Annotated in this window: 27 protein-coding genes; 16 read left to right on the top strand and 11 right to left on the bottom strand. The window is 59.3% G+C overall.

Going from position 1 to position 25,045, the window contains the following annotated elements; genetic code table 11:
* Positions 1-37: 37 nt before the first annotated feature.
* Positions 38-2,548, bottom strand: a complete 2,511-nt coding sequence (locus FIV38_RS10065) for an ABC transporter permease (RefSeq protein WP_092235203.1) — start codon at positions 2,546-2,548, stop codon at positions 38-40.
* The gene (locus FIV38_RS10060; RefSeq protein WP_029297972.1) at positions 2,548-3,231 is read right to left on the bottom strand and encodes an ABC transporter ATP-binding protein; all 684 of its coding nucleotides are present in this window, start codon (positions 3,229-3,231) and stop codon (positions 2,548-2,550) included. The genes FIV38_RS10065 and FIV38_RS10060 overlap by 1 nt, the downstream gene beginning before the upstream one ends.
* Positions 3,232-3,241: 10 nt before the next feature.
* Between FIV38_RS10060 and FIV38_RS10055 the strand changes: the two genes are divergently transcribed.
* Genes FIV38_RS10055 through FIV38_RS10045 form a run of 3 tightly spaced genes read left to right on the top strand, consistent with a single transcriptional unit; the run spans position 3,242 to position 5,228 of the window.
* The gene (locus tag FIV38_RS10055) at positions 3,242-3,847 is read left to right on the top strand and encodes an arylesterase (RefSeq protein WP_092235206.1); all 606 of its coding nucleotides are present in this window, start codon (positions 3,242-3,244) and stop codon (positions 3,845-3,847) included.
* Between the two features lie 56 nt (positions 3,848-3,903).
* Positions 3,904-4,200 carry a hypothetical protein gene (locus FIV38_RS10050; RefSeq protein ID WP_029297976.1) on the top strand — a complete coding sequence of 99 codons (297 nt, stop codon included), beginning with the start codon at positions 3,904-3,906 and terminating at the stop codon, positions 4,198-4,200.
* Positions 4,201-4,259: 59 nt separating this feature from the next.
* Positions 4,260-5,228: a L,D-transpeptidase family protein gene (locus FIV38_RS10045; RefSeq protein ID WP_092235209.1), complete on the top strand. Its 969-nt coding sequence runs from the start codon at positions 4,260-4,262 to the stop codon at positions 5,226-5,228.
* A 134-nt stretch (positions 5,229-5,362) separates the two neighbouring features.
* Here the strand turns inward: FIV38_RS10045 and oprI are convergent, their stop codons facing one another.
* Positions 5,363-5,614: an outer membrane lipoprotei OprI gene (gene oprI / locus FIV38_RS10040; RefSeq protein WP_003172710.1), complete on the bottom strand. Its 252-nt coding sequence runs from the start codon at positions 5,612-5,614 to the stop codon at positions 5,363-5,365.
* Between the two features lie 614 nt (positions 5,615-6,228).
* On the opposite strand from oprI, the gene FIV38_RS10035 reads away from it, so the two are divergent.
* A complete protein-coding gene (locus FIV38_RS10035) occupies positions 6,229-6,510 on the top strand; it encodes a GNAT family N-acetyltransferase (RefSeq protein ID WP_029297992.1) in 282 nt (93 codons plus the stop codon).
* Positions 6,511-6,566: 56 nt separating this feature from the next.
* On the opposite strand, the gene FIV38_RS10030 is transcribed toward FIV38_RS10035, so the two are convergent.
* Positions 6,567-7,643 carry a 3-deoxy-7-phosphoheptulonate synthase gene (locus FIV38_RS10030; protein ID WP_029297994.1) on the bottom strand — a complete coding sequence of 359 codons (1,077 nt, stop codon included), beginning with the start codon at positions 7,641-7,643 and terminating at the stop codon, positions 6,567-6,569.
* Positions 7,644-7,788: 145 nt separating this feature from the next.
* On the opposite strand from FIV38_RS10030, the gene FIV38_RS10025 reads away from it, so the two are divergent.
* The 5 genes from FIV38_RS10025 to cysB all read left to right on the top strand — a co-directional run bounded on the left by FIV38_RS10025 (position 7,789) and on the right by cysB (position 11,702).
* Positions 7,789-8,166, top strand: coding sequence for a YbbN family protein (locus tag FIV38_RS10025; RefSeq protein ID WP_029297997.1), 378 nt, complete (start codon positions 7,789-7,791; stop codon positions 8,164-8,166).
* Positions 8,163-9,125 (top strand): putative 2-dehydropantoate 2-reductase, encoded by a 963-nt coding sequence (locus FIV38_RS10020; protein ID WP_070995450.1) that lies wholly within the window; start codon positions 8,163-8,165, stop codon positions 9,123-9,125. Before FIV38_RS10025 ends, FIV38_RS10020 begins: the two co-directional genes overlap by 4 nt.
* Before the next feature lie 9 nt (positions 9,126-9,134).
* A complete protein-coding gene (locus tag FIV38_RS10015; protein ID WP_029298003.1) occupies positions 9,135-10,052 on the top strand; it encodes a 5'-nucleotidase in 918 nt (305 codons plus the stop codon).
* A 70-nt stretch (positions 10,053-10,122) separates the two neighbouring features.
* Complete coding sequence (locus tag FIV38_RS10010; RefSeq protein ID WP_092235214.1) at positions 10,123-10,623, top strand: universal stress protein; 501 nt, start codon at positions 10,123-10,125, stop codon at positions 10,621-10,623.
* A 104-nt stretch (positions 10,624-10,727) separates the two neighbouring features.
* On the top strand, positions 10,728-11,702 hold the full coding sequence (gene cysB / locus FIV38_RS10005) for an HTH-type transcriptional regulator CysB (RefSeq protein ID WP_010176165.1): 975 nt from the start codon (positions 10,728-10,730) through the stop codon (positions 11,700-11,702).
* Between the two features lie 5 nt (positions 11,703-11,707).
* Here cysB and FIV38_RS10000 read toward each other — a convergent pair whose 3' ends face one another.
* The gene (locus FIV38_RS10000; RefSeq protein ID WP_092235217.1) at positions 11,708-12,190 is read right to left on the bottom strand and encodes a GreA/GreB family elongation factor; all 483 of its coding nucleotides are present in this window, start codon (positions 12,188-12,190) and stop codon (positions 11,708-11,710) included.
* Between the two features lie 13 nt (positions 12,191-12,203).
* Positions 12,204-12,572: a hypothetical protein gene (locus FIV38_RS09995; RefSeq protein ID WP_092235220.1), complete on the bottom strand. Its 369-nt coding sequence runs from the start codon at positions 12,570-12,572 to the stop codon at positions 12,204-12,206.
* A gap of 132 nt (positions 12,573-12,704) precedes the next feature.
* On the opposite strand from FIV38_RS09995, the gene earP reads away from it, so the two are divergent.
* The 3 genes from earP (at position 12,705) to FIV38_RS09980 (ending at position 16,906) form a co-directional block, all read left to right on the top strand.
* The gene (gene earP, locus FIV38_RS09990) at positions 12,705-13,838 is read left to right on the top strand and encodes an elongation factor P maturation arginine rhamnosyltransferase EarP (protein WP_092235224.1); all 1,134 of its coding nucleotides are present in this window, start codon (positions 12,705-12,707) and stop codon (positions 13,836-13,838) included.
* Positions 13,839-13,887: 49 nt separating this feature from the next.
* The gene (locus tag FIV38_RS09985; RefSeq protein ID WP_029298017.1) at positions 13,888-14,460 is read left to right on the top strand and encodes an elongation factor P; all 573 of its coding nucleotides are present in this window, start codon (positions 13,888-13,890) and stop codon (positions 14,458-14,460) included.
* Positions 14,461-14,782: 322 nt separating this feature from the next.
* Positions 14,783-16,906: an acyltransferase family protein gene (locus FIV38_RS09980; protein ID WP_092235227.1), complete on the top strand. Its 2,124-nt coding sequence runs from the start codon at positions 14,783-14,785 to the stop codon at positions 16,904-16,906.
* A 174-nt stretch (positions 16,907-17,080) separates the two neighbouring features.
* Here the strand turns inward: FIV38_RS09980 and FIV38_RS09975 are convergent, their stop codons facing one another.
* The 3 genes from FIV38_RS09975 to FIV38_RS09965 form a co-directional block, all read right to left on the bottom strand.
* Positions 17,081-17,500: an organic hydroperoxide resistance protein gene (locus FIV38_RS09975; protein WP_092235230.1), complete on the bottom strand. Its 420-nt coding sequence runs from the start codon at positions 17,498-17,500 to the stop codon at positions 17,081-17,083.
* A gap of 251 nt (positions 17,501-17,751) precedes the next feature.
* Positions 17,752-18,195, bottom strand: coding sequence for a MarR family winged helix-turn-helix transcriptional regulator (locus FIV38_RS09970; RefSeq protein ID WP_092235232.1), 444 nt, complete (start codon positions 18,193-18,195; stop codon positions 17,752-17,754).
* A gap of 77 nt (positions 18,196-18,272) precedes the next feature.
* On the bottom strand, positions 18,273-19,223 hold the full coding sequence (locus FIV38_RS09965) for a LysR family transcriptional regulator (RefSeq protein ID WP_092235237.1): 951 nt from the start codon (positions 19,221-19,223) through the stop codon (positions 18,273-18,275).
* Positions 19,224-19,332: 109 nt separating this feature from the next.
* On the opposite strand from FIV38_RS09965, the gene FIV38_RS09960 reads away from it, so the two are divergent.
* A complete protein-coding gene (locus FIV38_RS09960; protein WP_029298023.1) occupies positions 19,333-20,082 on the top strand; it encodes a sulfite exporter TauE/SafE family protein in 750 nt (249 codons plus the stop codon).
* On the opposite strand, the gene FIV38_RS09955 is transcribed toward FIV38_RS09960, so the two are convergent.
* Positions 20,072-20,953: a LysR family transcriptional regulator gene (locus FIV38_RS09955; protein ID WP_070995456.1), complete on the bottom strand. Its 882-nt coding sequence runs from the start codon at positions 20,951-20,953 to the stop codon at positions 20,072-20,074. The two genes, FIV38_RS09960 and FIV38_RS09955, sit on opposite strands and share 11 nt — an antisense overlap.
* 67 nt (positions 20,954-21,020) lie before the next feature.
* Between FIV38_RS09955 and FIV38_RS09950 the strand changes: the two genes are divergently transcribed.
* Together FIV38_RS09950 and FIV38_RS09945 are read left to right on the top strand one after the other, a co-directional pair.
* Positions 21,021-21,230, top strand: a complete 210-nt coding sequence (locus tag FIV38_RS09950) for a DUF1127 domain-containing protein (protein WP_071610041.1) — start codon at positions 21,021-21,023, stop codon at positions 21,228-21,230.
* Positions 21,231-21,272: 42 nt separating this feature from the next.
* Positions 21,273-22,505: a winged helix-turn-helix domain-containing protein gene (locus tag FIV38_RS09945; RefSeq protein ID WP_092235240.1), complete on the top strand. Its 1,233-nt coding sequence runs from the start codon at positions 21,273-21,275 to the stop codon at positions 22,503-22,505.
* Between the two features lie 43 nt (positions 22,506-22,548).
* Here FIV38_RS09945 and FIV38_RS09940 read toward each other — a convergent pair whose 3' ends face one another.
* A complete protein-coding gene (locus FIV38_RS09940; RefSeq protein ID WP_029298031.1) occupies positions 22,549-23,895 on the bottom strand; it encodes a class II 3-deoxy-7-phosphoheptulonate synthase in 1,347 nt (448 codons plus the stop codon).
* 142 nt (positions 23,896-24,037) lie between these two features.
* On the opposite strand from FIV38_RS09940, the gene FIV38_RS09935 reads away from it, so the two are divergent.
* Positions 24,038-24,793 (top strand): spermidine synthase, encoded by a 756-nt coding sequence (locus FIV38_RS09935; protein WP_029298032.1) that lies wholly within the window; start codon positions 24,038-24,040, stop codon positions 24,791-24,793.
* Positions 24,794-25,045 lie beyond the last annotated feature (252 nt).

The raw sequence follows: 25,045 nt of genomic DNA, 5'->3' as shown, positions 1-25,045 counted from the left end.
AAGGCCGGCTCCCAGGGGGGAGCCGGCTTTTTTTGTTTCAACCTTCGCGCAATACCGCCAGCGGGCTGGCGTTCAACGCCCGACGCGTACCGAATACCCCGGCACCACCGATCAACACTGCACCAATCAGCGGAAGCACCAGCAGCCACGGATGGGGGTGCCAGACCAGGTCGAAGGCATAGCGATACAGGACCAGCGTCACCAGTTCGGTACCCAGCGCCGCCAGCAGTCCGCTGACCGCACCCAGTAGCCCGAACTCGATGCGCCGGGCCTTGACCAGCAACTTGCGTTCCGCCCCCAGGGCGCGCAACAAGGCGCCTTGGCGGATGCGTTCGTCCAGGGTGGCCTGAAGGCCCGAGAACAGCACCGCCATGCCAGCCGCCAGGACAAACAGCAGCACGTACTCCACGGCCAGCGTGACCTGGGCCAGGATGCTGCGCAATTGGGCCAGCAACGCCTCGACCTGCAGGATGGTCACTGCCGGAAAGGCTCGGGACAGGTCGACGATCTGCTGGTCATGGCCGGCGGCCAGATAAAAGCTGGTCAGGTAGGTGGCCGGCAGGTCCTTGAGGGTGCCCGGTTGGAAGATCATGAAGAAGTTGGGTTGGAAGTTGTCCCAGTTGATCTCCCGCAGGCTGGTAACGCGGGCCTCACGGTTTTCCCCGCCAACGGTGAAGATCAGGTGGTCGTTGAGCTTGAGCTTGAGGCTGTCGGCGACCTTGGCCTCGACCGACACGCCTGGAATGGCATCGCCCGGCTGATCCGACCACCAGGTGCCTGATGTGAGGGTGTTGCCTGGGGGCAGGTTGGCCGCCCAGGTCAGGCTCAGGTCCCGTTGTATCGCACGATCGCCACTGGAGTCCTTGCTGACAATTTCCTGCACCGGCTCGCCGTTGATGCTGATCAGGCGTCCCGGCACCACGGGATACAAGGGCGCTGCCTGCGCCTGTAGTTCAAGCAGGCGGGCACCGAAGGCGTCCTTGTCGGCCGGGAGGATGTTGAGGGCGAAATAGTTGGGAGCATCCTTTGGCAACTGGTTCTGCCAGGTGTCCAGCAACTCGCCACGCAGCAAGGCGATCAAACCCATCGATAGCAGGATCAGGCCAAACGCCAGGGACTGGCCCGCCGCGGCCAATGGGTGGCGTAACAACTGGCCCAGCCCCAGGCGCCAGGGCAGGGCGGCGCGTGCCAGCAGGCGGCGCAGGCTTTGCAGCAACAGCAGGAGCAGGCCCCCGAGGATCAACGCGGCGATAACCCCACCGCCCAGTAGGGCGAAGGTCAGCACCAGGTCCAGGCTCAGGCGCCACATGATCAGGCCCAGGGCAAACAACGCGGCGCCATACACCATCCAGGTACTGGAGGGGATCGGCAGCAAGTCGCGCCGCAATACCCGCAGCGGCGGCACTCGGCCCAGGGCTGCCAGAGGGGGCAGGGCAAAACCGGCCAGGGCCACCAGCCCGGTACCGATGCCGGCTACGGCGGGTAGCAGCCCGCCCGGCGGTACGTCTGCCGGCAGCAGGTCGTGCAACAGGTAAAACAGCCCCAACTGTGCGAGCCAGCCCAGTGCCGCACCGGCAAGGCTGGCCAGCAAGCCCAGGACAGTCAGCTGCAGGCTGAACAACAGCATGGTTTCCCGGCGCGACAGGCCCAGGCAGCGCAACAGTGCGCTGGCGTCGAAGCGGCGGCTGGCAAAGCGGTTCGCCGACAGGGCCACGGCCACCCCGGACAGCAGCACGGCAACCAGGCTGGCCATGTTCAGGTAGCGCTCGGCCTTGCCCAAGGCACCCCCGATCTGTTGGTTGCCGTCCCGTGCGTCCTGCAGGCGCTGGTTGGCGGCCAGCCCCGGCGTTATCTGGTCGCGATAGGTCTGCAGGGCGGTACTGGCTGGTGGCGCACGCCACAGCTCGCGGTAGCTGACCCGGCTGCCCGGCTGCACTACGCCGGTGGCCTCCAGGTCAGCCAGGTTGATCATCACCCGAGGGGTGAGGCTATAGAAGTTGCCCGCCCGATCCGGCTCATAGGTGAGGACGCGCGCCAGGCGCAGGGTTTTCATGCCCACGTCGATGCTGTCGCCGACTTTCAGGTCCAGTGCTGTCAGCAGACGTGCCTCGACCCAGGCTTCACCGGCTTTCGGCCCGCCGCCCGAGGCTTCTTCGGCGAACGGTTCGGCCGCGCTTTTCAGTTGGCCGCGTAGCGGGTATTGCTCGTTGACTGCCTTGATGCTCGACAGCTGAATGCCGTTGTCGGTGGCGATGACGCTGGAAAACTCCACCACCCTGGCGTGCGTCAGGCCCAGTTGCATGCCGCTGGTGACCTGCTCGGAACGGGCAGGGGAGCTGCCCTCCAGCACCAGGTCGGCGCCGAGGAACTCGGTGGCGCGCAATAGCATCGCGCCGTTGAGCCGCGCCCCGAAATAACCGATGGCGGTGCTGGCGGCCACGGCCACCAGCAGGGCGAAGAACAACACGCGCAATTCACCGGCGCGGGCATCGCGCAATAACTGGCGTAGGGCAAGGCTGAACAGGCGCAACAGCGGCAAACGTGCCATCAAGGCTCCAGGGGCTCGACCATCAGGCCGGCTTCAAGGCGGATCAGGCGTCGGCAGCGATGGGCCAGGCGCTCGTCGTGGGTCACCAGCACCAGGGTGGTACCGTTTTCTTTATTGAGTTCAAACAGCAGGTCGCTGATGCGCTCGCCGGTGTGGCTGTCGAGGTTGCCGGTGGGTTCATCGGCAAACAGCACGTCCGGCTCGGCCGCGAACGCCCGGGCAATCGCCACGCGTTGCTGCTCGCCGCCGGAGAGCTGGCGGGGTGAATGGGTCAGGCGCTGGCCCAGGCCGACACGTTCGAGCAAGTGCCTGGCGCGCTCGCGGGCGTCTTTGCGCCCGTCCAGCTCCAGGGGCAGCATGACGTTTTCCAGGGCATTGAGGCTGTCGAGCAACTGGAACGACTGGAACACAAAACCGACGTGTTCAGCGCGGATACGTGCCCGTTGATCCTCGTCCAGGACGCTCAGGGCCTGGCCGGCGAGGGTCACTTCACCGCTGCTGGGCAGGTCGAGCCCGGCCAGCAGGCCAAGGAGCGTGGATTTTCCGGAACCGGAGCTGCCGACGATAGCCAGGCTATCGCCCTTGTTCAGTTCCAGGCTCAGTTCGTGCAGGATGGTCAGTTCACCTTCCGCGCTGGGAACCACTTTGCTAAGGTTCTGCGCGGTGAGAATGCATGCGCCCATGGAGAATCCGATGCGAATATGGTTTTTGAGTGCTGGCCTGGCCTTGATGTGCATGGCCCAGAACGCAGCGGCGGGTACTGTCCTGATCGTTGGCGATAGTATCAGTGCCGGTTTCGGCCTGCATACCGGCAAAGGGTGGGTCGCACTGCTGGAGCAACGCCTCAAGAAGGAGGGTTTCGCCGATAAAGTGGTCAACGCCTCCATCAGCGGCGACACCAGTGCCGGAGGCTTGGCGCGGCTGCCGGCGGCGCTTGCAGAGCATAAGCCCGACGTGGTGGTTATCGAGTTGGGGGGGAACGACGGCTTGCGTGGGCAGCCCCCGGCGCAATTGCAACAAAATCTTGCGTCGATGATTGACCAGTCCAAGGCCGGTGGCGCCAAGGTGTTGCTGCTGGGGATGCAGTTGCCGCCCAATTATGGCCTGCGATATACCACTGCGTTTGCCGAAGTCTATGGTGCGCTGGCCAAGGAAAAAAACGTTCCGCTGGTGCCGTTTTTCCTTGAGGGCGTGGGCGGTCATCCGGAGATGATGCAGGCCGATCAACTGCACCCGGCAGTCGGTGCCCAGGCCAAGTTGCTGGAAAATGTCTGGCCGACGCTAAAACCGCTGTTATGACGCTTTTCTAGCAGCGGTCTTTCGGCTAAGGTGGCGCCCCCGATTTGGAGCCCCCGATGTCGTCGCGTCCTGCCTGGTCCTTGTTTGCCTACCAACTGATCGAGCCCGACGAGCAGCTGGATCTGTTCGCCTGCCAGGAAGTGAAGGTGCATCTGGTGACGCGCCAGTTGGAGCTGGGCGGTACCATCGATCGCACGCTTTGCGGCACATTGCTGCCGGCCCAGCCACGCTGGTCTTCGGTGGATCGTTCGATCTTCCAGGACCAGCGCCTCTGCCCCTTGTGCCGGGCGATTCTCGAATCGCAAAAGCGGGGTACGCCGCCTATCTGGCCTGAACTGCGCTTCGAGCTTTAAGGGCAGGTACACGCTACAATCGCCATTTTACCCCCGTCGATCTGCGAAGGATTTTCCGGATGTTGTCGCGCCTGCCTGTCGTCACCCGCTGCCTGTCTCTCGCTGCCTTGTGTGCAGCCGGTCCTGTTGCGGCCCTGCAACTGCCCCTGCCACCACCGGGTGAAGACATTGTCGGCCAGGTCCAGGTGATCAAGGCCAAGTACGAAGACACCTTTGCCGACCTGGGGGTGACTTATGACCTGGGCTATTCGGAGATGGTTGCGGCCAACCCCGGCGTCGATGCCTGGTTGCCGGGTGCCGGGGCCGAGATTGTGCTGCCGACCCGTTTCATTTTGCCGCCGGGTCCCCGGGAGGGCATCGTGATCAACCTGGCCGAGTACCGTCTTTACTACTACCCCAAGGGCCAGGACGTGGTGTACACCTTCCCGCTTGGAATCGGTCGTGAAGGCTGGGGCTCGCCGATTGCCCATACCAGCATCATCGCCAAGACCCCCAACCCGACCTGGACCCCGCCAGCGTCAATCAAGGCCGAGCACGCTGCCGACGGCGACCCGTTGCCCAACGTGGTGCCGGCAGGTCCTGACAACCCCCTGGGGCCGTTCAAGTTCACCCTGGGCACGCCGGGCTACCTGATTCATGGTTCCAACAAGAAGTTCGGCATTGGTACCCGTACCAGCCATGGCTGCTTCCGGATGTTCAACAACAACGTGCTGGAGATGGCCAAGATGGTCCCGGTGGGCACGCCTGTGCGGATCATCAATGATGCCTACAAGTTCGGCATCAGCGGCGGCAAGGTCTACCTGGAAGCCCATGCGCCATTGAACGACGATGGCACGCCGTCGGTGGTCGACAAGCACACGGTAGTCATCAATGCGATGCTCAAGCGCGAAGACCTGGCCAACAACCTGCGGGTCAACTGGGATGAAGTGCGTGATGTCGTCGCGGCCGAAGATGGCTTGCCGGCGCAGATCGGCGAGCCGGGAGCGGCGCCGATGGTCACCGGCATGCCGGTCGATTTGCAGCAGTAACACCTGCCGTCAATCGAAGCCCGCCATGGATTGCTCCTGGCGGGCTTTTTATTGCCTTGGATCCTTAGCTGAATCCCAGGCAATAAAAAGCCGATCCAAAAATGGATCGGCTTGATAACAACCCCGAAGGATTATTACTTGCGGCTAGCTTTTTCAAGCATACGCAGAGCGCGCTCGTTAGCTTCGTCAGCAGTCTGTTGTGCTTTTTGAGCAGCAGCCAGAGCTTCATCAGCTTTACGGTAGGCTTCGTCTGCACGGGCCTGGGAGCGAGCTGCTGCGTCTTCAGTTGCAGTCAGACGAGCTTCGGTTTCTTTGGAGACGCTGCTGCAACCGGTAGCCAGAACTGCGGCCAGAGCCAGAGCAGAGAATTTCAGAACGTTGTTCATCGTGTTCCCCTTCAAGGACTTTCTATTTAATGGCTACTATCTCAGAGTGAGCTAATAGCCGGCGTACATACTACCCATTACTTGTAGTAAGTAAACTGACGTAGCGCAAGAAGCAAAAAAAATTCTTGTGCCGAATCTATTTTGGCTAATCTTTAGCGAGTTTGTATAAAAAATATCCAGTTTTTGCTGCGCGGGCAAACATTGGATCCAGGCTGAAAGCACCGCCTGGCAAGTGTTAAACGTTGTAAGCCGATGTCAATTTATATATCTGCGCCAATACTATTGTTCAGATTGCCCGGGCGCTGATGGGCATCTTTCGCGCATGTAGAGGTGACTTTAAAAGCGGCGCTTCGTCTCAAGCTTCAACTGCCGGCAATGTTCAGGCTATCGACCACCGGATGTTCGATCAGCCCTTTCTATGTCCGCCAGCCTGATGGATGACGAGCGTCCCTTGAGCAATGACAGGATTGGTGCCTACTATTCCTTGGTGCGGGGCGTGAGTGCTGTAGGGCTTTTCTCGTTGTCGAAACCGGCACGGGGTGGCGTAGATGTTCCTTCGCCGGAAAAACATCGGTAAGGTAGGGGTCAGAAACCAAGACCCGCGAGGAGTAGTGATGAGCGAGGCGTTGTCCATCCACCATGACCAGGCTGGTCATCAGTTCGAGACCAATGTGGACGGTCATCGTGCCTATCTGACCTACATGGACCTGGGGAAACAGACCCTGGATATCTACCGCACGTTTGTGCCCAATGCCCTGCGTGGGCGCGGCATTGCTGCTGCGCTGACCGAAGAGGCGCTGCAATACGCCGAGAGCATGGGTTATACGGTGATCCCGTCCTGTTCCTATGTGGAGCGCTATATGGAGCGTCACCAGCGCCATGCCGCGAAGCTGTAAAAGCAAAGATGCGCACATAAAAAAACGCCGGGCTTAGCCCGGCTTTTTTGTGTGCGTCAGGTACGTTTGCGCTTGGGCAATACGTCCTTGAGCTTGGCGTGCATGCTGCGCAGGGTGGTCTCGGTGGCAGACCAGTCGATGCAGGCATCGGTGATCGACACGCCGTATTGCAGGTCGGCCAGATCTTTTGGAATCGCCTGGCAACCCCAGTTCAGGTGACTCTCGACCATCAGGCCGATAATCGACTGGTTGCCTTCCAGGATCTGGTTGGCCACGTTCTCCATCACCAGCGGTTGCAGTGCCGGATCTTTATTGGAATTGGCGTGACTGCAATCAACCATGATGTTTGGCTTGATCTTCGCCTTGGTCAGCGCCTGTTCGCACAAGGCCACGCTGACCGAATCGTAATTGGGCTTGCCATTACCGCCACGCAATACTACGTGGCCATAGGCGTTGCCCTTGGTGGTGACGATGGACACGCCACCTTCCTGGTTGATCCCCAGGAAACGATGCGGGCTGGAAACCGACTGCAAGGCGTTGATCGCCACGGTCAGGCCGCCATCGGTACCGTTCTTGAAACCCACGGCCGAGGACAGGCCAGAGGCCATTTCGCGGTGGGTTTGCGATTCGGTGGTACGTGCACCGATCGCCGACCAACTGATCAGGTCTTGCAAGTACTGCGGGGAAATCGGGTCCAGGGCTTCGGTGGCCGTGGGCAGGCCCATTTCAGCCAGGTCCAGCAGCAACTTGCGGCCGATATGCAAGCCGTCCTGAATCTTGAACGAGTCGTCCAGGTACGGATCGTTGATCAGGCCTTTCCAGCCGACGGTAGTACGCGGCTTCTCGAAATACACGCGCATCACCAGGTACAGGGTGTCGGACACTTCCGCAGCCAGCACCTTGAGGCGTTCGGCGTACTCATGGGCAGCCTTGAGGTCGTGGATCGAGCAAGGGCCGATCACCACGAACAGGCGGTGGTCAGTGCCGTCGAGGATGTCACGAATGACTTCGCGGCCCTTGGTGACAGTCTGCAGGGCAGCGTCGCTCAAAGGGATTTCGCGCTTGAGCTGATCGGGCGTGATCAGGGTCTCGTTGGATTCGACGTTTAGGTCGTTGATCGGTAAATCAGCCATCGTGTTACTCGTCAGGGTCACGGGTGCCGGCCGCCAGCGAACCCCGTGCGGCGGAGCACAGCATGATTTAAATGCAGCGGGGAGCCGAACCTTAGCGCGTACAAGCCTGCTCGACAATGGGCAATTGCGCGCGTTGTCGTGTGGCCTGATAGTGTGTTGCCTGGTTAAAGGTGGTGGTGCGGATCGAGTGAAAGCGTTTGAATTGACGGATTTGGATATCGACCAGCAGTTGCTGGCGCTGCCTGGTGCTTCGCTGCTGGTGTTTACCAGTGTCGGCTGTTCCAGTTGCCGTTGGGCGCGCCAGCAGCTACCCGGTTGGAATCTGCCGGTGGCGCGCATCTGCTGGGTCGACGCTGGGCACAATGGCGGCGCGGTTGCGCGCTACGGGATCTTTCATTTGCCGGCTTTATTTGTAGTGTGCGAGGGTCAACTGCACGGCGCACTACAGGTGGGCCTGAACCCGAGTGACCTCAGCGACGCTATAAATGAGGCGCTCCAACAAGAACCAGAGGAGTTGCCATGACGAGTGCAGTTGAACCTGGGCCGCGCATTGGGATTATCGGCACCGGTGCCATCGGTGGTTTTTACGGGTTGATGCTGGCGCGTGCCGGTTTTGACGTGCATTTCCTGTTGCGCAGCGAATATGCGGCGGTGAGCGAACGTGGCTTGCAACTCAATAGTTCGGTGCATGGGGCCTTGAGCCTGCACCCGGTCCAGGCCTATGCCAATGCGGCCGACATGCCGCCTTGCGACTGGCTGCTGGTGGGCACCAAAACCACCGGCAACGTTGAGCTGGCACCGACCATTGCCCAGGTGGCGGCGCCGGATGCCAAGGTCGTGCTGTTGCAAAATGGCCTGGGTGTCGAGGACGGCCTGCGCGAACATTTGCCTGAGTCCCTGCATTTGCTCGGCGGGCTTTGTTATATCTGCGTACACCGTTCCGGGCCGGGGATCGTCGAGCACCAGGCCATGGGCCGGGTCAGTCTTGGCTATCACAGTGGCAATGCCGCACAGGATGCAGACCGCCGCCAGGCGATTGTGGAGGAGGGCGCCGGGCTGTTTCGCCAGGCCGGGATCGACTCCCAGGCCATGCCTGACCTGGACCAGGCACGCTGGCATAAGCTGGTGTGGAATGTGCCATACAACGGCCTGTCGGTGCTGCTCGGTGCCAATACCTCGGAGTTGATGGCTGACCAATCCAGCCGGGAATTGATCCAGGGCCTGATGGCCGAAGTGGTGCAAGGCGCCCATGCATGCGGCCATGAAATCGCACCTGGCTACGCCGCGCAGATGTTCAACATGACCGAGCGTTTGACGGACTATTGGCCCAGCATGTATCACGATCATCTGCACCAGCGCCCCCTGGAACTGGCTGCGATCTACGCCCGTCCGCTGGCTGCCGCCCAGGCCGCCGGCTGTGAAATGCCGCGGATGCAGGCGCTGTATCAAGCCTTGGGCTTTATTGATCGACGCAACGGCTGAGGAACAGACATGGCCAAAGGCATGAGCGACAAACTGGTACTGGCGATTTCCTCGCGGGCACTGTTCGACCTGGGCGAAAGCCACAAGGTTTATCTGGCCCAGGGCGTCGAGGCCTACCGCAAGTACCAGATCGACCACGAGGAAGAAATCCTTGAGCCCGGGGATGCGTTCCCTCTGGTCAAGAAGCTCCTGACCCTCAATGCCAGCCTGGGCCGCGCGCGGGTCGAAGTGGTGCTGGTGTCGCGCAACAGTGCCGATACCGGTTTGCGCGTGTTCAATTCGATCCAGCATTACGGCCTGGATATTTCCCGCGCGGCCTTTGTCGGTGGGCGTAACCCCCACCCTTACCTGGCGGCGTTTGGCTGCCACCTGTTCCTCTCCACCCATGCCGAAGATGTGCGCAGCGCGCTGGATGCCGGTTTTGCGGCGGCGACCATTCTGTCTGGCGGCGCCCGCCGGGCTTGCAGTGCCGAATTGCGGATTGCCTTCGATGGCGATGCGGTGCTGTTTTCCGACGAGTCCGAGCGCGTCTACCAGAGCGGCGGCCTGGAAGCCTTCCAGGCCAGCGAGCGGCAAGCGGCCCGCGAACCGCTGCGCGGCGGGCCATTCAAAGGGTTCCTGGCCGCCCTCAATCTGTTGCAGCGCGAGTTCCCCGATGAGTCCTGCCCGATCCGCACGGCGTTGGTGACGGCGCGTTCGGCCCCGTCCCACGAACGGGTGATCCGTACGTTGCGCGAGTGGGACATCCGCCTGGATGAGTCGCTGTTTCTTGGCGGCCTGGAAAAATCCGCGTTCCTTGAGGCGTTCGCCGCCGACGTGTTTTTTGACGACCAGGCCGGCCATTGCGAGAAAGCCAGGGAGGTTGTGGCCACCGGGCATGTGCCCCATGGCGTGAGCAATGAGCCAAAAGTCCAGGTCCAGAGCTAAGTTCATCGCAGTCGCGGAGGCGCTGCTAAGCTGAAACAATCCCCGCCATCCTGGCAGCCCGGGAGGTTCTATGATTCGGTCGATGTTGTACGCCTCAGACCTGGGTGTGTATGCGCCTTACGTGATGCAGCATGCGCTGGCGATGGCACGCACGTTCAAGGCGGATCTGTATGTGATTCATGTGGTAGAGCCGATCGGGCTGTTCGCAGAGTCGGTGCTTCAAACCTATCTTGATGAACAGGCCTTGAGCGAATGGCAGAGCCAGGGGCTCAATACAGTAATGGCGAACATCGAGCAGCGGATGCTGGACAGTTTTCGTGAAGAGTTGAAGGACGGCGAGCAGGACTTGCAGGCGATTCATTCGGTGCGGGTGATCCAGGGGGATCCCGCCCAAGTGATTCTCGACCAGGCGCAGAAACTCTCGGTGGATTTGTTGATCGTAGGGAGTCATAGCCAGGGCACAGGGATCCCGACGCCACTGGGACGTACCGCGGCGCGGGTGTTGCAGTTGTCTCGGGTACCGGTCTATCTGGTGCCTTTGCGGCAGTGTCGGCGCAGTGATGATGTGTGATGGGGCGTAAACGATAAAAAGTTCTAGATTTATCGATCCAACCTTTAATATAGTTATATACCGTCGCTGATATCCGTGGCGTCTATCTGCTTTGAGGGACACATATGAAGCTTCAACAATTGCGCTACATCTGGGAAGTGGCGCACCACGACCTCAACGTTTCCGCCACGGCTCAAAGCCTCTACACCTCGCAACCGGGTATCAGTAAACAGATCCGCCTGCTCGAAGACGAATTGGGCGTCGAAGTGTTCGCCCGCAGCGGCAAGCACCTGACCCGCGTCACACCCGCTGGTGAGCGCATCATCACCACGGCCGGTGAGATCCTGCGCAAGGTTGAAAGCATCAAGCAGATCGCCCAGGAATTCTCCAACGAGAAAAAAGGCACCCTGTCGATCGCCACCACCCACACCCAGGCCCGTTATGCCCTGCCGCCGGTGATCAGTTCGTTCATCAAGCAGTACCCGGACGTGGCCTTGCACATGCACCAGGGCTCGCCGATGCAGATCGCGGAAATGGCGGCTGACGGTACTGTCGATTTTGCCATCGCCACCGAAGCCCTGGAGCTGTTCGGCGACCTGGTGATGATGCCGTGCTATCGCTGGAACCGCTGCGTCGTGGTGCCCCAGGGGCACCCATTGGCCAAGCTGCCGAAGCTGACCCTGGAAGCGCTGGCGGAATATCCGATTGTCACCTACGTGTTTGGCTTCACCGGCCGCTCCAAGCTCGACGAAGCCTTCAGTCATCGCGGCCTCACGCCCAAAGTGGTGTTCACCGCGGCTGATGCCGACGTGATCAAGACTTACGTGCGCCTGGGCCTGGGCGTCGGCATCGTGGCCAAGATGGCCGTCGATACCAAGCTCGACAGCGACCTGGTGGTGCTCGATGCCAGTGAACTGTTCGAGTCCAGCGTGACCAAGATCGGTTTCCGTCGTGGCACGTTCCTGCGTGGCTTCATGTGCGATTTCATCGAGAAGTTCGCCCCGCACCTGACCCGTGAAGTCATGGCCAAGGCGATCCAGTGCCACAACAAGCAGGAACTGGAAGAGCTGTTCGACGGCGTTGAACTGCCGGTTCACTGACCGACCTAGCGGGCCTCGGTCACCACGAACTGTTGCCGGGCGCCCGCTACCAGTATCTCTACCTCATCCCCCTCGAACTTGCCCAGCAGGCTTTTGCCCAGCGGCGAGCGAGGGGTGATGACGGTCACCAACTGCCCCACCACATAGACTTTCAGGCCTGCCGCGTCCGGCGCGAGGAACAGCCATTGCTGGCGGTCGTTGTCATCTTCGAGGCCGAGCAGGGCGCCTACTTCGATACCCCGTTGCTCATCGTAGGGTCGCAGGCTCAGGTTTTGGCACAACACCAGTGACTGTCTGATTTCCTCCACGCGCTTGGCTTGCCCGGCGGCGAGGTAAGACGCCTCCAGGCCCAGGGTGTCGTATTTGTTCTCGGCGATGTTTTCTTCGTGGGTCGCGGTCTCGTAGGCGGTTTGCGCGGCGCGTTGCGCCACATTCAGGTCGGCGGCGAGTTTTTCCAGGATCAACTGGAGGACGGCATGTTTATTCATGGGGGCTTGCGGCTCAATCACAGAATTGCAGGACGTTGGCCCGGCTCTTGTCGCTGGGGGCGTTCTGGTCCTGCTGGAGCCAGAATTGGCATTTGGGGTTGGACAGGTTGCGCGGGTTGGCCCGCGCCTGGTCCAGCGTCTGTTGTTGTTCCTGCTTGTGCAGGTTCTGTTGGTATTGCTCAAACATTTGGTTGGGCGGCTCTGGCGTCACGGTCGGCGGCGTGCCCAGTTGTTGCACGGCCTGGGTGACGGCGGCCACAGGTTGTTCAAGCAGGTAGCGCGAGGCCAGCCAGCCTGTCAGCGCGATTGCGACAAAGCCCAGCCACAGGCCCAGGGCCACGGCAATACTGAGTTTGAACAGCGACATCGGGCGATCGGACATGGCGGCCTCCTGGCGGACGGTTGCGGTGAGCGAGGGATTGTCGCATAGCCAGCGTGCAGAATAATCGCGATCAACCCTTCTGCATGACGGCATTTATGCGGACAATCGAGCCTTTGAATGATGGAGCCCGGAATGAAAGCCCGCTGGGATATTTTTTGCAGCGTCGTCGACAACTACGGCGACATCGGCGTGACCTGGCGCCTGGCCCGGCAATTGGCAGCAGAACACGCCTGCGCTGTGCGCCTATGGGTCGATGATTTGCGGGCGTTCGAGCGCATGTGCCCAGAGGTGGATGTGCAGTTGGACCAGCAGTGGCAAGAGGGCGTCGACGTACGTCACTGGTCACAGGACTGGGCGCCTACGCCAGCGGCTGATGTGGTGATTGCCGCATTTGCCTGCCAATTGCCCCATGACTATATGGAGGCCATGGCGGGGTGCGAGCACTCGCCACTGTGGATGAACCTCGACTATTTAAGCGCCGAGGAATGGGTGGTCGGTTGCCACGGCCTGCCGTCGGTGAAGTTCAAAGGTGTCCAAAAGTATTTCTTCTTCCCGGGATTTCGCCCTGGCACGGGGGGCTTGCTGCGTGAGGCCGGGCTGATCGAGCGGCGCCAGGCCTTTCAGCGTGATTTGCAGGGCCGGCAACAATTCCTGCAAGGGCTGGGCGTCTTTCCCGCAAAGGGCGCGCGGTTGATGTCGCTGTTTGCCTATGAAAACGCCGGGCTGGCCAGTTGGCTGGACGTGTTGGCGGCTGATGGGCAAGCCACTCATCTGTTGGTGCCGGAAGGGCGCATTCTTGGCGACGTGCAGCGCTGGTTGGGTGTGGAGGCGTTGGCCGCAGGGGATATTCACCTGCGCGGGACGCTGACGGTACAGGTGCTGGCGTTCGTGCGGCAGGAACAATACGACCGCCTGCTGTGGTGCTGCGACTTCAATGCGGTGCGCGGCGAAGACTCCTTTGTGCGTGCGCAATGGGCTGGGCGCCCGTTGCTATGGCACATCTACCGCCAGGACGAAGATATCCACCTGGACAAGCTCGATGCCTTCCTCGCGCTCTATACCCAGGCCCTGTCGGCACCCGCAAAAGCCGCGCTGATCGCCCTATGGCAAGCCTGGAACACCGACAGCGATATGGCCTCAAGCTGGAAAATCCTGCTTGAGCATTGGCCGGAACTGACCGTGCACGCCGAAAAATGGTGTCTGGAACAGGCCTTGCAGGCTGATCTTGCGACGGCGCTGGTACAGTTTTATGAAAATTGGATATGATACGCGACCTTGATTTTTGTAAATCCCATCCAAATTTCGGATATTCGTAATGAAAACTGGTAAAGAACTGAAACCCGGTACCGTGATCCGTATCGACAACGACCCTTGGTTGGTTCAGAAAGCTGAGTTCACCAAGTCTGGTCGTAACAGCGCAATCATGAAGACCAAGCTGAAGAACCTGCTGACCGGTTACAAGACCGAAACCGTATACAGCGCCGATGACAAGCTGGACGACGTAATCCTCGACCGTAAAGAAGCGACCCTGTCGTTCATCAGCGGCGACACCTACACGTTCATGGACACCACCGACTACACCATGTACGAGCTGAACGCTGAAGACATCGAAGCCGTTCTGCCATTTATCGAAGAAGGCATGACCGACGTCTGCGAAGCGATTTTCTTCGAAGAGCGCCTGGTTTCCGTAGAGCTGCCGACCACCATCGTGCGTAAGGTTGCCTACACCGAAGGTTCCGCTCGCGGCGACACTTCGGGCAAAGTGATGAAGCCGGCCAAGCTGGCTAACGGTACCGAACTGCAAGTGGCTGATTTCATCGAAATCGACGACCTGATCGAGATCGACACCCGTGAAGGTGGTTCGTACAAAGGTCGCGCCAAGAAGTAATTCTGGGGTTACTGACCCAGTAAAGCGACCGTCAGTTGTAATGCTGTGCACATGAGGGTTGTTGATAAACACTCATGTGCAGCAGGAATACCGGAGTCTCATTAGGGCTCCGGTTTTTTTATGTCCATTGCTCAGGATGTAAGTGCTGTTCTGGATTTGGCTGAAAAGCCTAATCTCCAACGTTGCTGCCGAACCTTGGATATGGTGATTTGGTTAGGGAAGGGCAATCACCCTGCAGCCTGCCTTTGGGGCACGAATGTGAGCATCGCTGCACATTGCGCGAACCACAAGAAATGGGTTATGGATAGAGGGAGAAACTTGAATGAGTGAAATGAGTAAGTTGAGTAAAGTGGAAACCTCTGGCCCGTCAGCACATAATTTCACTTCTGATAATCAGCATTTGAAGTATAGAGCTGATATTGATGGTCTACGTGCGATCGCTATCATTTCGGTTGTTTTGTTTCATGCCTTTCCGGGTTTGCTGAGCGGTGGGTTTGTTGGTGTTGATGTTTTTTTTGTTATCTCTGGGTTTCTTATATCGAGCATTATTTTTAAAAGTTTGGAAGCTGGGAGTTTTAGCTTTGTTGAGTTTTACAAAAGGAGGATTAGGCGAATATTTCCAGCATTGATATTTGTTCTAGTTGCATGTTATTGTTTTGGCTGGATCTCATCTGTGGCTACGGAATTTTCGTCACTGGGTAAGCATATAGCTGCAGGGTTAGGGTTTGTACAGAATATTATCTTGTACAGGGAGTCTGGGTATTTTGATGTTGCCTCGGAGCTAAAACCTCTTCTTCATCTATGGTCTCTAGGTGTTGAGGAACAATTCTATCTATTGTTTCCAGTAGCTGCAATAGTTGTTTGGAGACTTAAACTTGATGTATATGTATCGCTTGCGATCATGGCCTTGCTTTCTTTTGTTTTGTGTGTGATTGAGCTTGGAACTAATGCCAGTGCGGCTTTTTACCTCCCGTACAATCGAGTGTGGGAAATTCTTTGTGGTAGTTTGCTGGCGTACAGCTCATATAAAAATCATTCGGTTGTTAGCTCAGTTGCATCATTTTTTAGTGAAAATGCAGTAGCAGCTGCAAAACTTTCGCCGATATTACCTAACGTGTTTTCTTTCGTTGGGTTGATTTTGCTCGTTGGTTGTTTCTTTTTCATAGACAAAACGTTCGCATTTCCGGGTTACTGGGCGGCTATTCCGGTCCTTGGGTCGGTCCTTCTGATCGCATCGGGACCTGACTCGCTAATCAACAAGCGGATATTGTCGAGCAGAGTGATGGTATGGATTGGCCTTATAAGTTTTCCGCTTTATCTCTGGCATTGGCCCATTCTCACATTTGCCCGAACGATGGAGAGCGGTACGCCAAGTGTAAAAGTCCTGGTGATCTGTGTGTTTGCAAGTGTCGTTGCGGCATGGTTAACCTACAGGTTCGTGGAAAAACCATTTCGCTCTCCCGCACATATTGGGACTAAAAGTTTGGGATTGTTATTCGTTGCTGCTATATTGGGTATCGTAGGTTTTGCGACTTATAAGAATGACGGATTTACTTTTCGTATGAAAGATAGAGAGGATTTTGCTCAGTATTTCGAAAATGCAGCACCCGGTATGAAGTACATGACTGAGCATGACTTGGCGCGACGCTATAGGCTTGATTGTGATTTTTTTGATTTAGAAAACTATCGTCACGGCCGACCTACGGTTGATCCTAGACCGGAGATTTTAAGTTCCTGCTATACGCCGACCTCAAATAAAAGTGTTATGTTGTGGGGGGACTCGCATGTACAACAGTTGCGTTATGGCATTGAAAAGGTGCTTCCTAAAGAAGTTTCAATTCTTCAGGTGGCGAGTAGCGGGTGCTTTCCATATGTTCCGGGGCCAGAGACTGCTGCCAATAAAGTGTGTGACACATCTAACATTCTGGCGCTAGACGTCATTGAAAGAGTAATTCCTAAAGTAGTGATTATTGCCCAGTTTTCAGGTATTGATACAAAGAATGATATGAAGAGTGTTGTTGCTAAGCTGAAAGCTTACGGTGTTGAGCGTGTGATCGTTATGGGGCCGGTGCCGAGGTATGAGGTCTCGCTTTACCAAATTGTACTCCGGCAGTATTGGTTGCACACACCTAGAAGGATTTCTACAAATCTTACGCAGGAACCATTTGATGAAGATGCCTCCCTGAAAGGTAAGTATTCGAAGGGAGAGGGTGGATTTAAGTATATATCTGTAATTGATGAGCTATGCAACGTAGATGGGTGCTTGTCATATCTGGGGCAAGATATGAAAAAAGGACTGGTTTCATTCGATTATGGGCATTTCAACGCGGCAACTTCCTTATTTGTAGTCAATAATCTAATTGCGTCGTTAATGCTGGAGGCATTAGGACTGCCTTTCCAGCAAGAGACGCTTAAGCCTGAAGACATGGACGTTGAAATAAACTAAACATCTGCAAGCCAAAACCAGCGCTGGAATACGCTCAGCAACACCGGCGCGTGTCCAACTGGATACGCTGGAGATCTGGCACCAGACCAGTAAAGCTTACCCTTAAGAAGGTGGGTTACCTGAAGAAACCGATGCCAAATTGCAGGCATCGGTTTTTTTGTGCCTGTTTGCCAGTCACACCGTGATATGCAGGCGCACATCGACGTTGCCACGGGTGGCGTTGGAGTAAGGGCAGACCTGATGGGCAGCCTCCACCAGGCTTTGCGCTTCGTCGTGTTCCAAGCCGGGCAGGGACACGTGAAGGTCGATGTCCAGGCCAAATCCACCGGGAATCTGGCCGATGCCCACATGGGCGGTGATCGAGGCGTCATCGGGGATTTTGCGTTTGCTCTGGCTGGCGACGAATTTCAGGGCGCCGATAAAGCAGGCCGAATAGCCCGCGGCGAACAGCTGCTCGGGGTTGGTGGCCTGGCCGCCAGCGCCGCCCAACTCTTTGGGTGTAGAAAGTTTGACGTCGAGGATGTTGTCGCTGGAAACGGCACGACCATCACGGCCGCCAGTGGCGGTGGCTACTGCGGTATACAGAGTTTGCATGGGAGATTCCTCGCGGTTTATTTTGCGCTAAAAGTTTGCGCGCTAAGTAGGTGGCGAGGTGAATGTATCGCGCAAATGTTTAGTGCGCAATATAAATTTCCAAGCTCATCCCAATCCCTGTAGGAGCCGGCTTGCCGGCGAAAATCGCGAGCGATAACGCGGTGTGCCTGGTGCCCAGCGTCGCACTCGGGTTTTTCGCCGGCAAGCCGGCTCCTACAGGGGGGGATGTTCGGTCGAAAACCGTGTGAGGGTCAGACGCTACCCTGCAGGTTCCTGCGCAATTCCAGCAAATCCGCCTGCAGTTTTTGCAACTGCTCCATCTGCATACCGCTGGCGCCGAGAATGCATTGGGGGATATCGATGGCCTTGTCCCGCAGCGCTCGGCCGGTTGCGGTCAGCTCTACGACGACTACGCGCTCATCGTTGCGGCTACGGGTGCGACTCAACAGGCCCTCGGCTTCCAGGCGTTTGAGCAGCGGTGTCAGTGAGCCCGGATCGGTCAGCAGGCGGCTACTGATTTCGCCTACGGTCAAACCATCTTCTTCCCACAACACCATCATCGCCAAATACTGTGGGTAGGTCAGGCCAATGGCTTGCAGCAGGGGTTTGTAGACCTTGGTCATCAACAACGATGTGGAGTGCAAGGCAAAGCACAGTTGGTTGTTGAGGAGCAGGGAATCGCAAGTGTCGGTCATGGCAGTGCCTTAAAACGTATTTGCTCTGGAATCTAGCGGCCAAACCTTTAACGCGCCAGATAATTCTGTGGCAGCGGTCAGCCCCAGCCGCTTTGTAACGCCAGATCCCACGGTGGAACAGGGCTGAAACGGCTCTTGAGGTACTCCAGCAGCAGGCGGCTGCGGGCGTTGGCCTGCTGTTCCAGGCGCAGGGCGTAGATGCCAGCGGTTTCTGCGGTAGGCAGGCCGTTTTCGCAGAACAGCGGTACCAGTTCACCGCGCACCAGATACTCGCTGGCCAGCCAGGTGGGCAGGTGTGCGATGCCCAGCCCGGCCAGGGCGCCGGATAGTAGGGCTTCGGCATTGTTGGCGCTCATGCGGATGCGCTGCGGACGGTAGGTGTTCTTGCGGCCATCGAGTTCAAAGCGCCAGGCGAACATTGGCGCCAAGCCTTCCCAGTCCAGGCCATCGTGCTCGTTGAGCTGGCTGGGATGGGTTGGAGTGCCGCGGTTCTTCAGGTAGGCGGGGCTGGCGCAGGCGATGCGCACGATGCTGGTCAGCGGCGTGGCGATCAGCCGTGTATCGACGATATGCCCCGCGCGCAGCACCAGATCAACCTTGCCCAAGTGCTCGCCCTGCATGTCGACAAAGCTGTCGATCAGGTGCAGGTGCACATCCAGCCCCGGGTAGACCGTCAGAAAGTCTGCGATTGCGGGCGCCAGGTGCCGCCGCCCAAACGCGGCGGGTGCATCCACGCGAATCAGACCTTCGGGCGCATGGCTCAAGGACACGGCCTCGGCTCGGGCCAGTTGCAGCTCCCGGACAATCCGCCGTGCACGCTCGGCAAACGCCGTGCCTGCCGGCGTCGGGAGCACCGCATGGGTACTGCGCAGGAAGAGCCGGCTACCGACGGCGCTTTCCAGGCTGTCGATCCGGCGAGCCACGGCGGAGGGCGTGAGGGGGTGGCGGCGCGCGGCAGCAGAAAAACTGCCTGCCTCCAACACATCGAGGAACAGGCCCAGTTGATCAGTCAAGGTGGTGGGGTTCATGGGGGCTCGCTTATGCGGATCTGGCATAGCCATTGTGCGTTGCTGTGCGTTTCCATGCCAGAGGGGACTGCGTAGCATGCAGGGCTTGAGACGGTGCAGGGGTGTAGTTGTGGTGGATATGGCGATGTATGTGGTGCTGGGCGTAGCCCTGGGTACCGTTGGTGGTCTGTTTGGCATCGGCGGCGGGCTGATCGCGATCCCGGTGCTGGGCGTGCTGTTCGGCCTGGATCAGCAAATCGCCCAAGGGACTGCGTTGGTGATGGTCGTGCCCAATGTGATGCTGGCGTTGTGGCGTTATCACCAGCGCAATCGGATCGAGCTGCGTCATGCCTTGCCACTGGGGCTCATGGGCTTTTGTTTTGCCTGGTTGGGGTCGATCTGGGCGGTGGGGATCGATGCGGGGATCATGCGTATTGGCTTTATTGCGTTTCTGGTGGCGCTGTCGGCATACAACCTGTTGCGCATGGTCACCAGTAATGCACCACCCTCACCGCAGATGCGCTATTCCTGGCCGTGGCTTGGGGTGTTGGGGGCGGTGTCCGGCTCCATGGGCGGGTTGTTCGGCGTCGGTGGTGCGGTGGTTGCAACCCCGGTGTTGACCAGTATTTTCGGCACCACCCAAGTGGTCGCCCAAGGCTTGTCCCTGGCGCTGGCTTTGCCCAGTACCAGCGTCACCCTGGTGACCTATGCCTGGCATCAGGAAGTGGATTGGCTGATCGGCGTGCCCCTGGCCGTTGGTGGGCTGCTCAGCATCAGTTGGGGGGTGAAGATCGCCCACGCATTGCCGGAGCGATTGCTGCGCGGGTTGTTCTGCGGCTTCCTGGTGGTGTGCGCGGTGATGTTGACCTTTAAGGTCTGAAGCCCTCAACAATGTACTGCGCCAGGCATTCGGTGATCGGGGAGGCCATGGCGGGATTGCGCAACAGCCGCAAATTGACCATCGGCAGCGTGCCGAAGCCCTCGTCGCTGCCGAGTATGCGCAGATCGTCGGTGACCAGGCTTTCCATCATCACCATCGCGGCCAGGCCTGCACCGACTACCGCCTGAATCGCTGCGCCATTGGAGCTGTGATAGGCCAGGCGATACGGACGCCCCGCGGCATCCAGCGCCGCGGTGGCCCAGTGCGTGCAATAACTGTCCATGCCGGAAATTGCCAGGGGCAGGACTTCATGTTCGTCCACGCAGAAGCAGTGGGAGGCCACCCAGACCATGCGCTCGGTGCGCAGCAGTTCACCGACCTCGCTCCCCGGTTCGCGACTGATAACGGTCAGTGCCAAGTCACGTCGCTGCATCAGCACTGGCGTGCCTTCGCAGTGCATCTCGATCTGGATCAGCGGGTACGCCTTGGAAAACCGCTGGAGAATGCCGGGCAGGTAGCGCATCACGTAGTCGTCCGGCGTACCGATGCGCACCAGCCCGACCATGTGCGGCTCACGCAAGGTATTGAACACCTCGCTGTGCAGCTTCAGGATGCGCCGCGCATACCCCAGCAGCACCTGGCCTTCGGGCGTGAGCTTGACCTGTCGGCCGTCACGCTCGAACAGCTTGCGTTGCAGCACGTCCTCTTCCAGGCGCTTCATCTGCATGCTTACCGCTGACTGAGTGCGATTGATCTGCTCGCCAGCCCGGGTAAAACCACCCAGGTCGGCAATGGCGACGAAGGTGCGCAGCACTTCGGTATCGATACTGGGGTAGTTGGGCAATTGATCAATCTCTGAGATGTATTTCATAAAAAACATTCGTTGGATTGATGTTAGCGCCAGGCACAGACTTTAGTCATCCCCAGTGGAGGGCGAGATGATGAAAGGTCGAATCGATCATGGGTTACTGGCGAAGCGCCGCTTTGCTGGGCTGTTTCAAAGGGTTTCACGTTGGTACGCCCTGCAGTGCGAGCGGCAATTGCTGGCAGAGTTGAGTGATGAATCCCTCAAGGATATCGGCTTGACCCGCAGGGATGTCGAGCATGAGCGCCACCGGCATTCCTGGAACGATCCTTTGGGTAAATGACGGCTTCGCGCTACAGTCTGTGGGCCAAATCAGGAGATGCACATGCCCGCAGATCTGAGTTTCTCCCTTAAGCAGGCGCGTCGCATGGCGTTGGCGGCCCAGGGCTTTTCCGGGCGCCAACCGCCTGCGCAGGTCAAGGCCGTGCAGGTCAACCGCCTGATCGAGCGCCTCGGGGTGCTGCAGATTGACTCGGTCAATGCCGTGGTGCGTTCCCACTATCTGCCGCTGTTTTCCCGCCTGGGCAATTATTCCCCGCTGTTGCTCGAACAGGCCGCCTGGAGTCAGGGGCGGCGGCGCACGTTGTTTGAATATTGGGGGCATGAGGCCTCGCTGCTGCCCATGGCCCTGTATCCGCTGATGCGCTGGCGTATGCAACGTGCGTCCGAGGGGCAGGGGATCTATCAGCAAATGGCGCGTTTTGGACGCGAGCAACAGGCCACCATCCGCCGGGTATTGGCCATCGTCGAGCAGCAAGGCGCGCTGGGGGCTGGCAGCCTGTCGACCCGTCAGGAACGCGCCGGGCCCTGGTGGGACTGGAGTGACGAGAAGCACGCGCTGGAGTGGTTATTCGCCGCCGGCCTGGTGACGGTGGCCGGGCGCCGTGGTTTCGAGCGGTTGTACGACTTGCCCGAGCGAGTCATTGCCCCGGCGATTCTGCAACAGGCGCCCTTGAGTGAGCACAGTGCCCAACGTGGGTTGCTGCTGCATGCCGCGACGGCGTTGGGCGTGGGGACGGAAAAGGACCTGCGTGATTATTTTCGCCTGGAACCGGCAGACAGTCGCGGGCGCCTTGCCGAGCTGGTCGAGGATGGGCAATTGCAGGCCTGCCAGGTCCAGGGGTGGAAGCAGCCGGCGTACTGCCTGCCCGAGCCGAGCGTCCCACGCAAAGTCACGGCCAGTGCCTTACTGTCGCCTTTCGATTCATTGATCTGGGAGCGCAGCCGTACCGAGCGGCTGTTCGAATTCCGTTATCGGTTGGAGATCTACACCCCGCAGGACAAAAGGGTGTACGGCTATTACGTGCTGCCATTCCTGCACAACGAACGGGTTGCGGCGCGCGTGGATTTACGGGCCGAGCGCGCCAACGGGCGGCTGGCGGTCCATGCGGTGCACGAAGAAGAACCGGGGTTGGACGAGGCGGGGATGTTGGCGTTGGCGTTGAATTTGCGGCAGATGGCTGATTGGCTGGGGTTGGAACAGGTACAGATAAACTGTCAGCGGCCCAGTGCGGCCCGGTTGCGGGTGGCGATGCTGGCAATGGAGGCAGGCAGGTAGGGCTACTGTGGCAAGCCCGCTCGCCACAGCGGGCCTCGTGGTCCTAGCGTTTGACCTGCTTCAGCGTCTCGGCAATCAGGAACGCCAGTTCCAGCGACTGATCGGCATTCATCCGCGGGTCGCAGTGGGTGTGGTAGCGGTCCGACAAGCCATCTTCGGTAATCGGTCGCGCACCACCAATGCACTCGGTGACATTTTGCCCGGTCATTTCGATATGAATCCCGCCGGCGTAAGTACCTTCGGCTTCATGGACCTGGAAGAATTCCTTCACTTCGCTGAGGATCTGCGCGAAGTCCCGGGTCTTGTAGCCACTGCTGGCCTTGATGGTGTTGCCATGCATCGGGTCGCTGCTCCACAGCACCTGCTTGCCTTCGCGCTGCACGGCACGGATCAGGTTGGGCAGGTGATCGCCGACCTTGCTGGCGCCCATGCGCGCGATCAGGTTCAGGCGGCCGGGGTCGTTGTCCGGGTTGAGGATATCGATCAAGCGAATCAGGTCGTCGGGGTTCATGCTCGGGCCGACCTTGACCCCGATCGGGTTGTTCACCCCGCGCAGGAACTCGACGTGTGCGCCATCGAGCTGGCGCGTGCGGTCGCCGATCCACAGCATGTGGGCCGAGCAGTCGTAGTAATCATTGGTCAGGCTGTCGCGGCGCACGAAGGCTTGCTCGTAGTTGAGCAGCAGCGCTTCGTGGGCGGTGAAGAAGCTGGTCTCGCGCAATTGTGGCGAGGTGTCCATGCCGCAGGCGCGCATGAAGGCCAGGGTCTCGTCGATGCGATCCGCCAGTTGGCTGTACTTGTCGGCCAGCGCGGAGTTGGCGATAAAGTCCAGGTTCCACTTGTGCACCTGATGCAGGTCGGCAAAACCGCCCTGGGCGAAGGCCCGCAGCAGGTTCAGGGTGGCGGTGGACTGGTGGTAGGACTGCAACAGGCGGTCGGGGTCCGGGACGCGGCTTTTCTCGTCGAAACCGATGCCATTGACGATATCGCCACGGTAGGCGGGCAGGGTGATGCCGTCGATGGTTTCATCGTTGGCCGAGCGCGGCTTGGCGAATTGGCCAGCCATGCGCCCGACTTTGACCACCGGGCAGCCAGCGGCGAAGGTCATGACAATGGCCATTTGCAGCAACACTTTAAACGTGTCACGGATCTTGGCGGCGGAGAACTCGGCAAAGCTCTCGGCGCAGTCGCCACCTTGCAGCAGGAATGCGCGACCCTGGGTCACCTCGGCAAACTGGCGGCGCAACTCCCGGGCTTCGCCGGCGAAGACCAGCGGCGGGTAACTGGCCAGGCTCTGCTCGACCTGCAGCAAATGTGCGGCGTCGGGGTAGCGGGGTTGTTGCTGGATCGGCAGGGCGCGCCAGCTGTCGGGGCTCCAAGGTTGGCTCATCGTGAACTCGAATGAATGTCGGGAGCGTGCATGTTATCAGCAATTAGTGCGTGACCTGCTGGCGCTGCTTGGCCGACAATCGCGCCTTTCCCGCTTGCTACCAGGCGGCTTGAACCCGTGCCCGGGCCCGTTAGGAGATGAAATGACTGAGGAGCGCGTCGAGCGCCTGTTGGCTGAGGTCCATGATGACTTCGGCATGATCCGCGTGCTGGAAGTGGCTGACTACCGCTTTCTCGAGTTTGGCGATGCCATCGAGCAGAGCTGTGTGTTCACCGCCGACCCCAGCTGGCTCGAGTACGACTACACCCGCGCCATGTTGATTGGCGCCTTGTGCCATGAGCAGCCCGAAAGCGCGCTGTTCCTCGGCCTGGGGGCCGGGACGCTGACCCAGGCGTGCCTCAAGTTCCTGCCCCTGGAAGATGTCGAGGCCATTGAGCTGCGTCCGGACGTGCCGCGCCTGGCTATCGAGTATCTAGGGTTGGATGATGACCCGCGGTTGTACATCCGCGTGGGCGATGCGTTGGAGTTGCTGGAGACGGCAGAGCCGGCAGACCTGATTTTCGTCGACCTGTATACCGATGTGGGGCCTGGGGTTGGCCACCTGGCCTGGACCTTCCTGGAAAACTGCCAGAAAAAACTCAACCCAGGCGGTTGGTTGGTGATCAACCAGTGGGCGACCGATGATGGCAAGCCGCTGGGTGCTGCACTGCTGCGCGGGCTTTATCATCGGCATTATTGGGAATTGCCGGTGAAGGAGGGCAACGTGATCCTGCTGGTGCCGGCGGACCTGGACCAGACGCTGGACCTGGCGGCGGTTTCTGCGCGGGCCGAGGCGCTGGCGCCGCGCCTGGGGTATTCGTTGCAGGCGTTGATCAAGGCTGTTCGGCCGGCGACGTAGGTGTCTGTACTGGCCCATCGCGGGCAAGTCGAATCGTCGCACCGCCGCTCCCACAGGTGTATGCGGTCAAATGTGGGAGCGGGCTTGCCCGCGATGAGCATAGGTATCTACACAACTTTCAGAAACTGACGAACTCCCCCGTGGCGAGCGGGCTTGTCGGAACGCCGCATCGCCCGCGCTGGGCTGCGAAGCAGCCCCAAAACCAGCCGCTGCGGCGTATCTGGTACAACGCATTCGGCTTATTGGGGCTGC

Source organism: Pseudomonas proteolytica, from assembly GCF_007858275.1.
Taxonomy (GTDB): domain Bacteria; phylum Pseudomonadota; class Gammaproteobacteria; order Pseudomonadales; family Pseudomonadaceae; genus Aquipseudomonas; species Aquipseudomonas proteolytica.
This window is presented reverse-complemented; position numbering and strand designations above follow the sequence as displayed.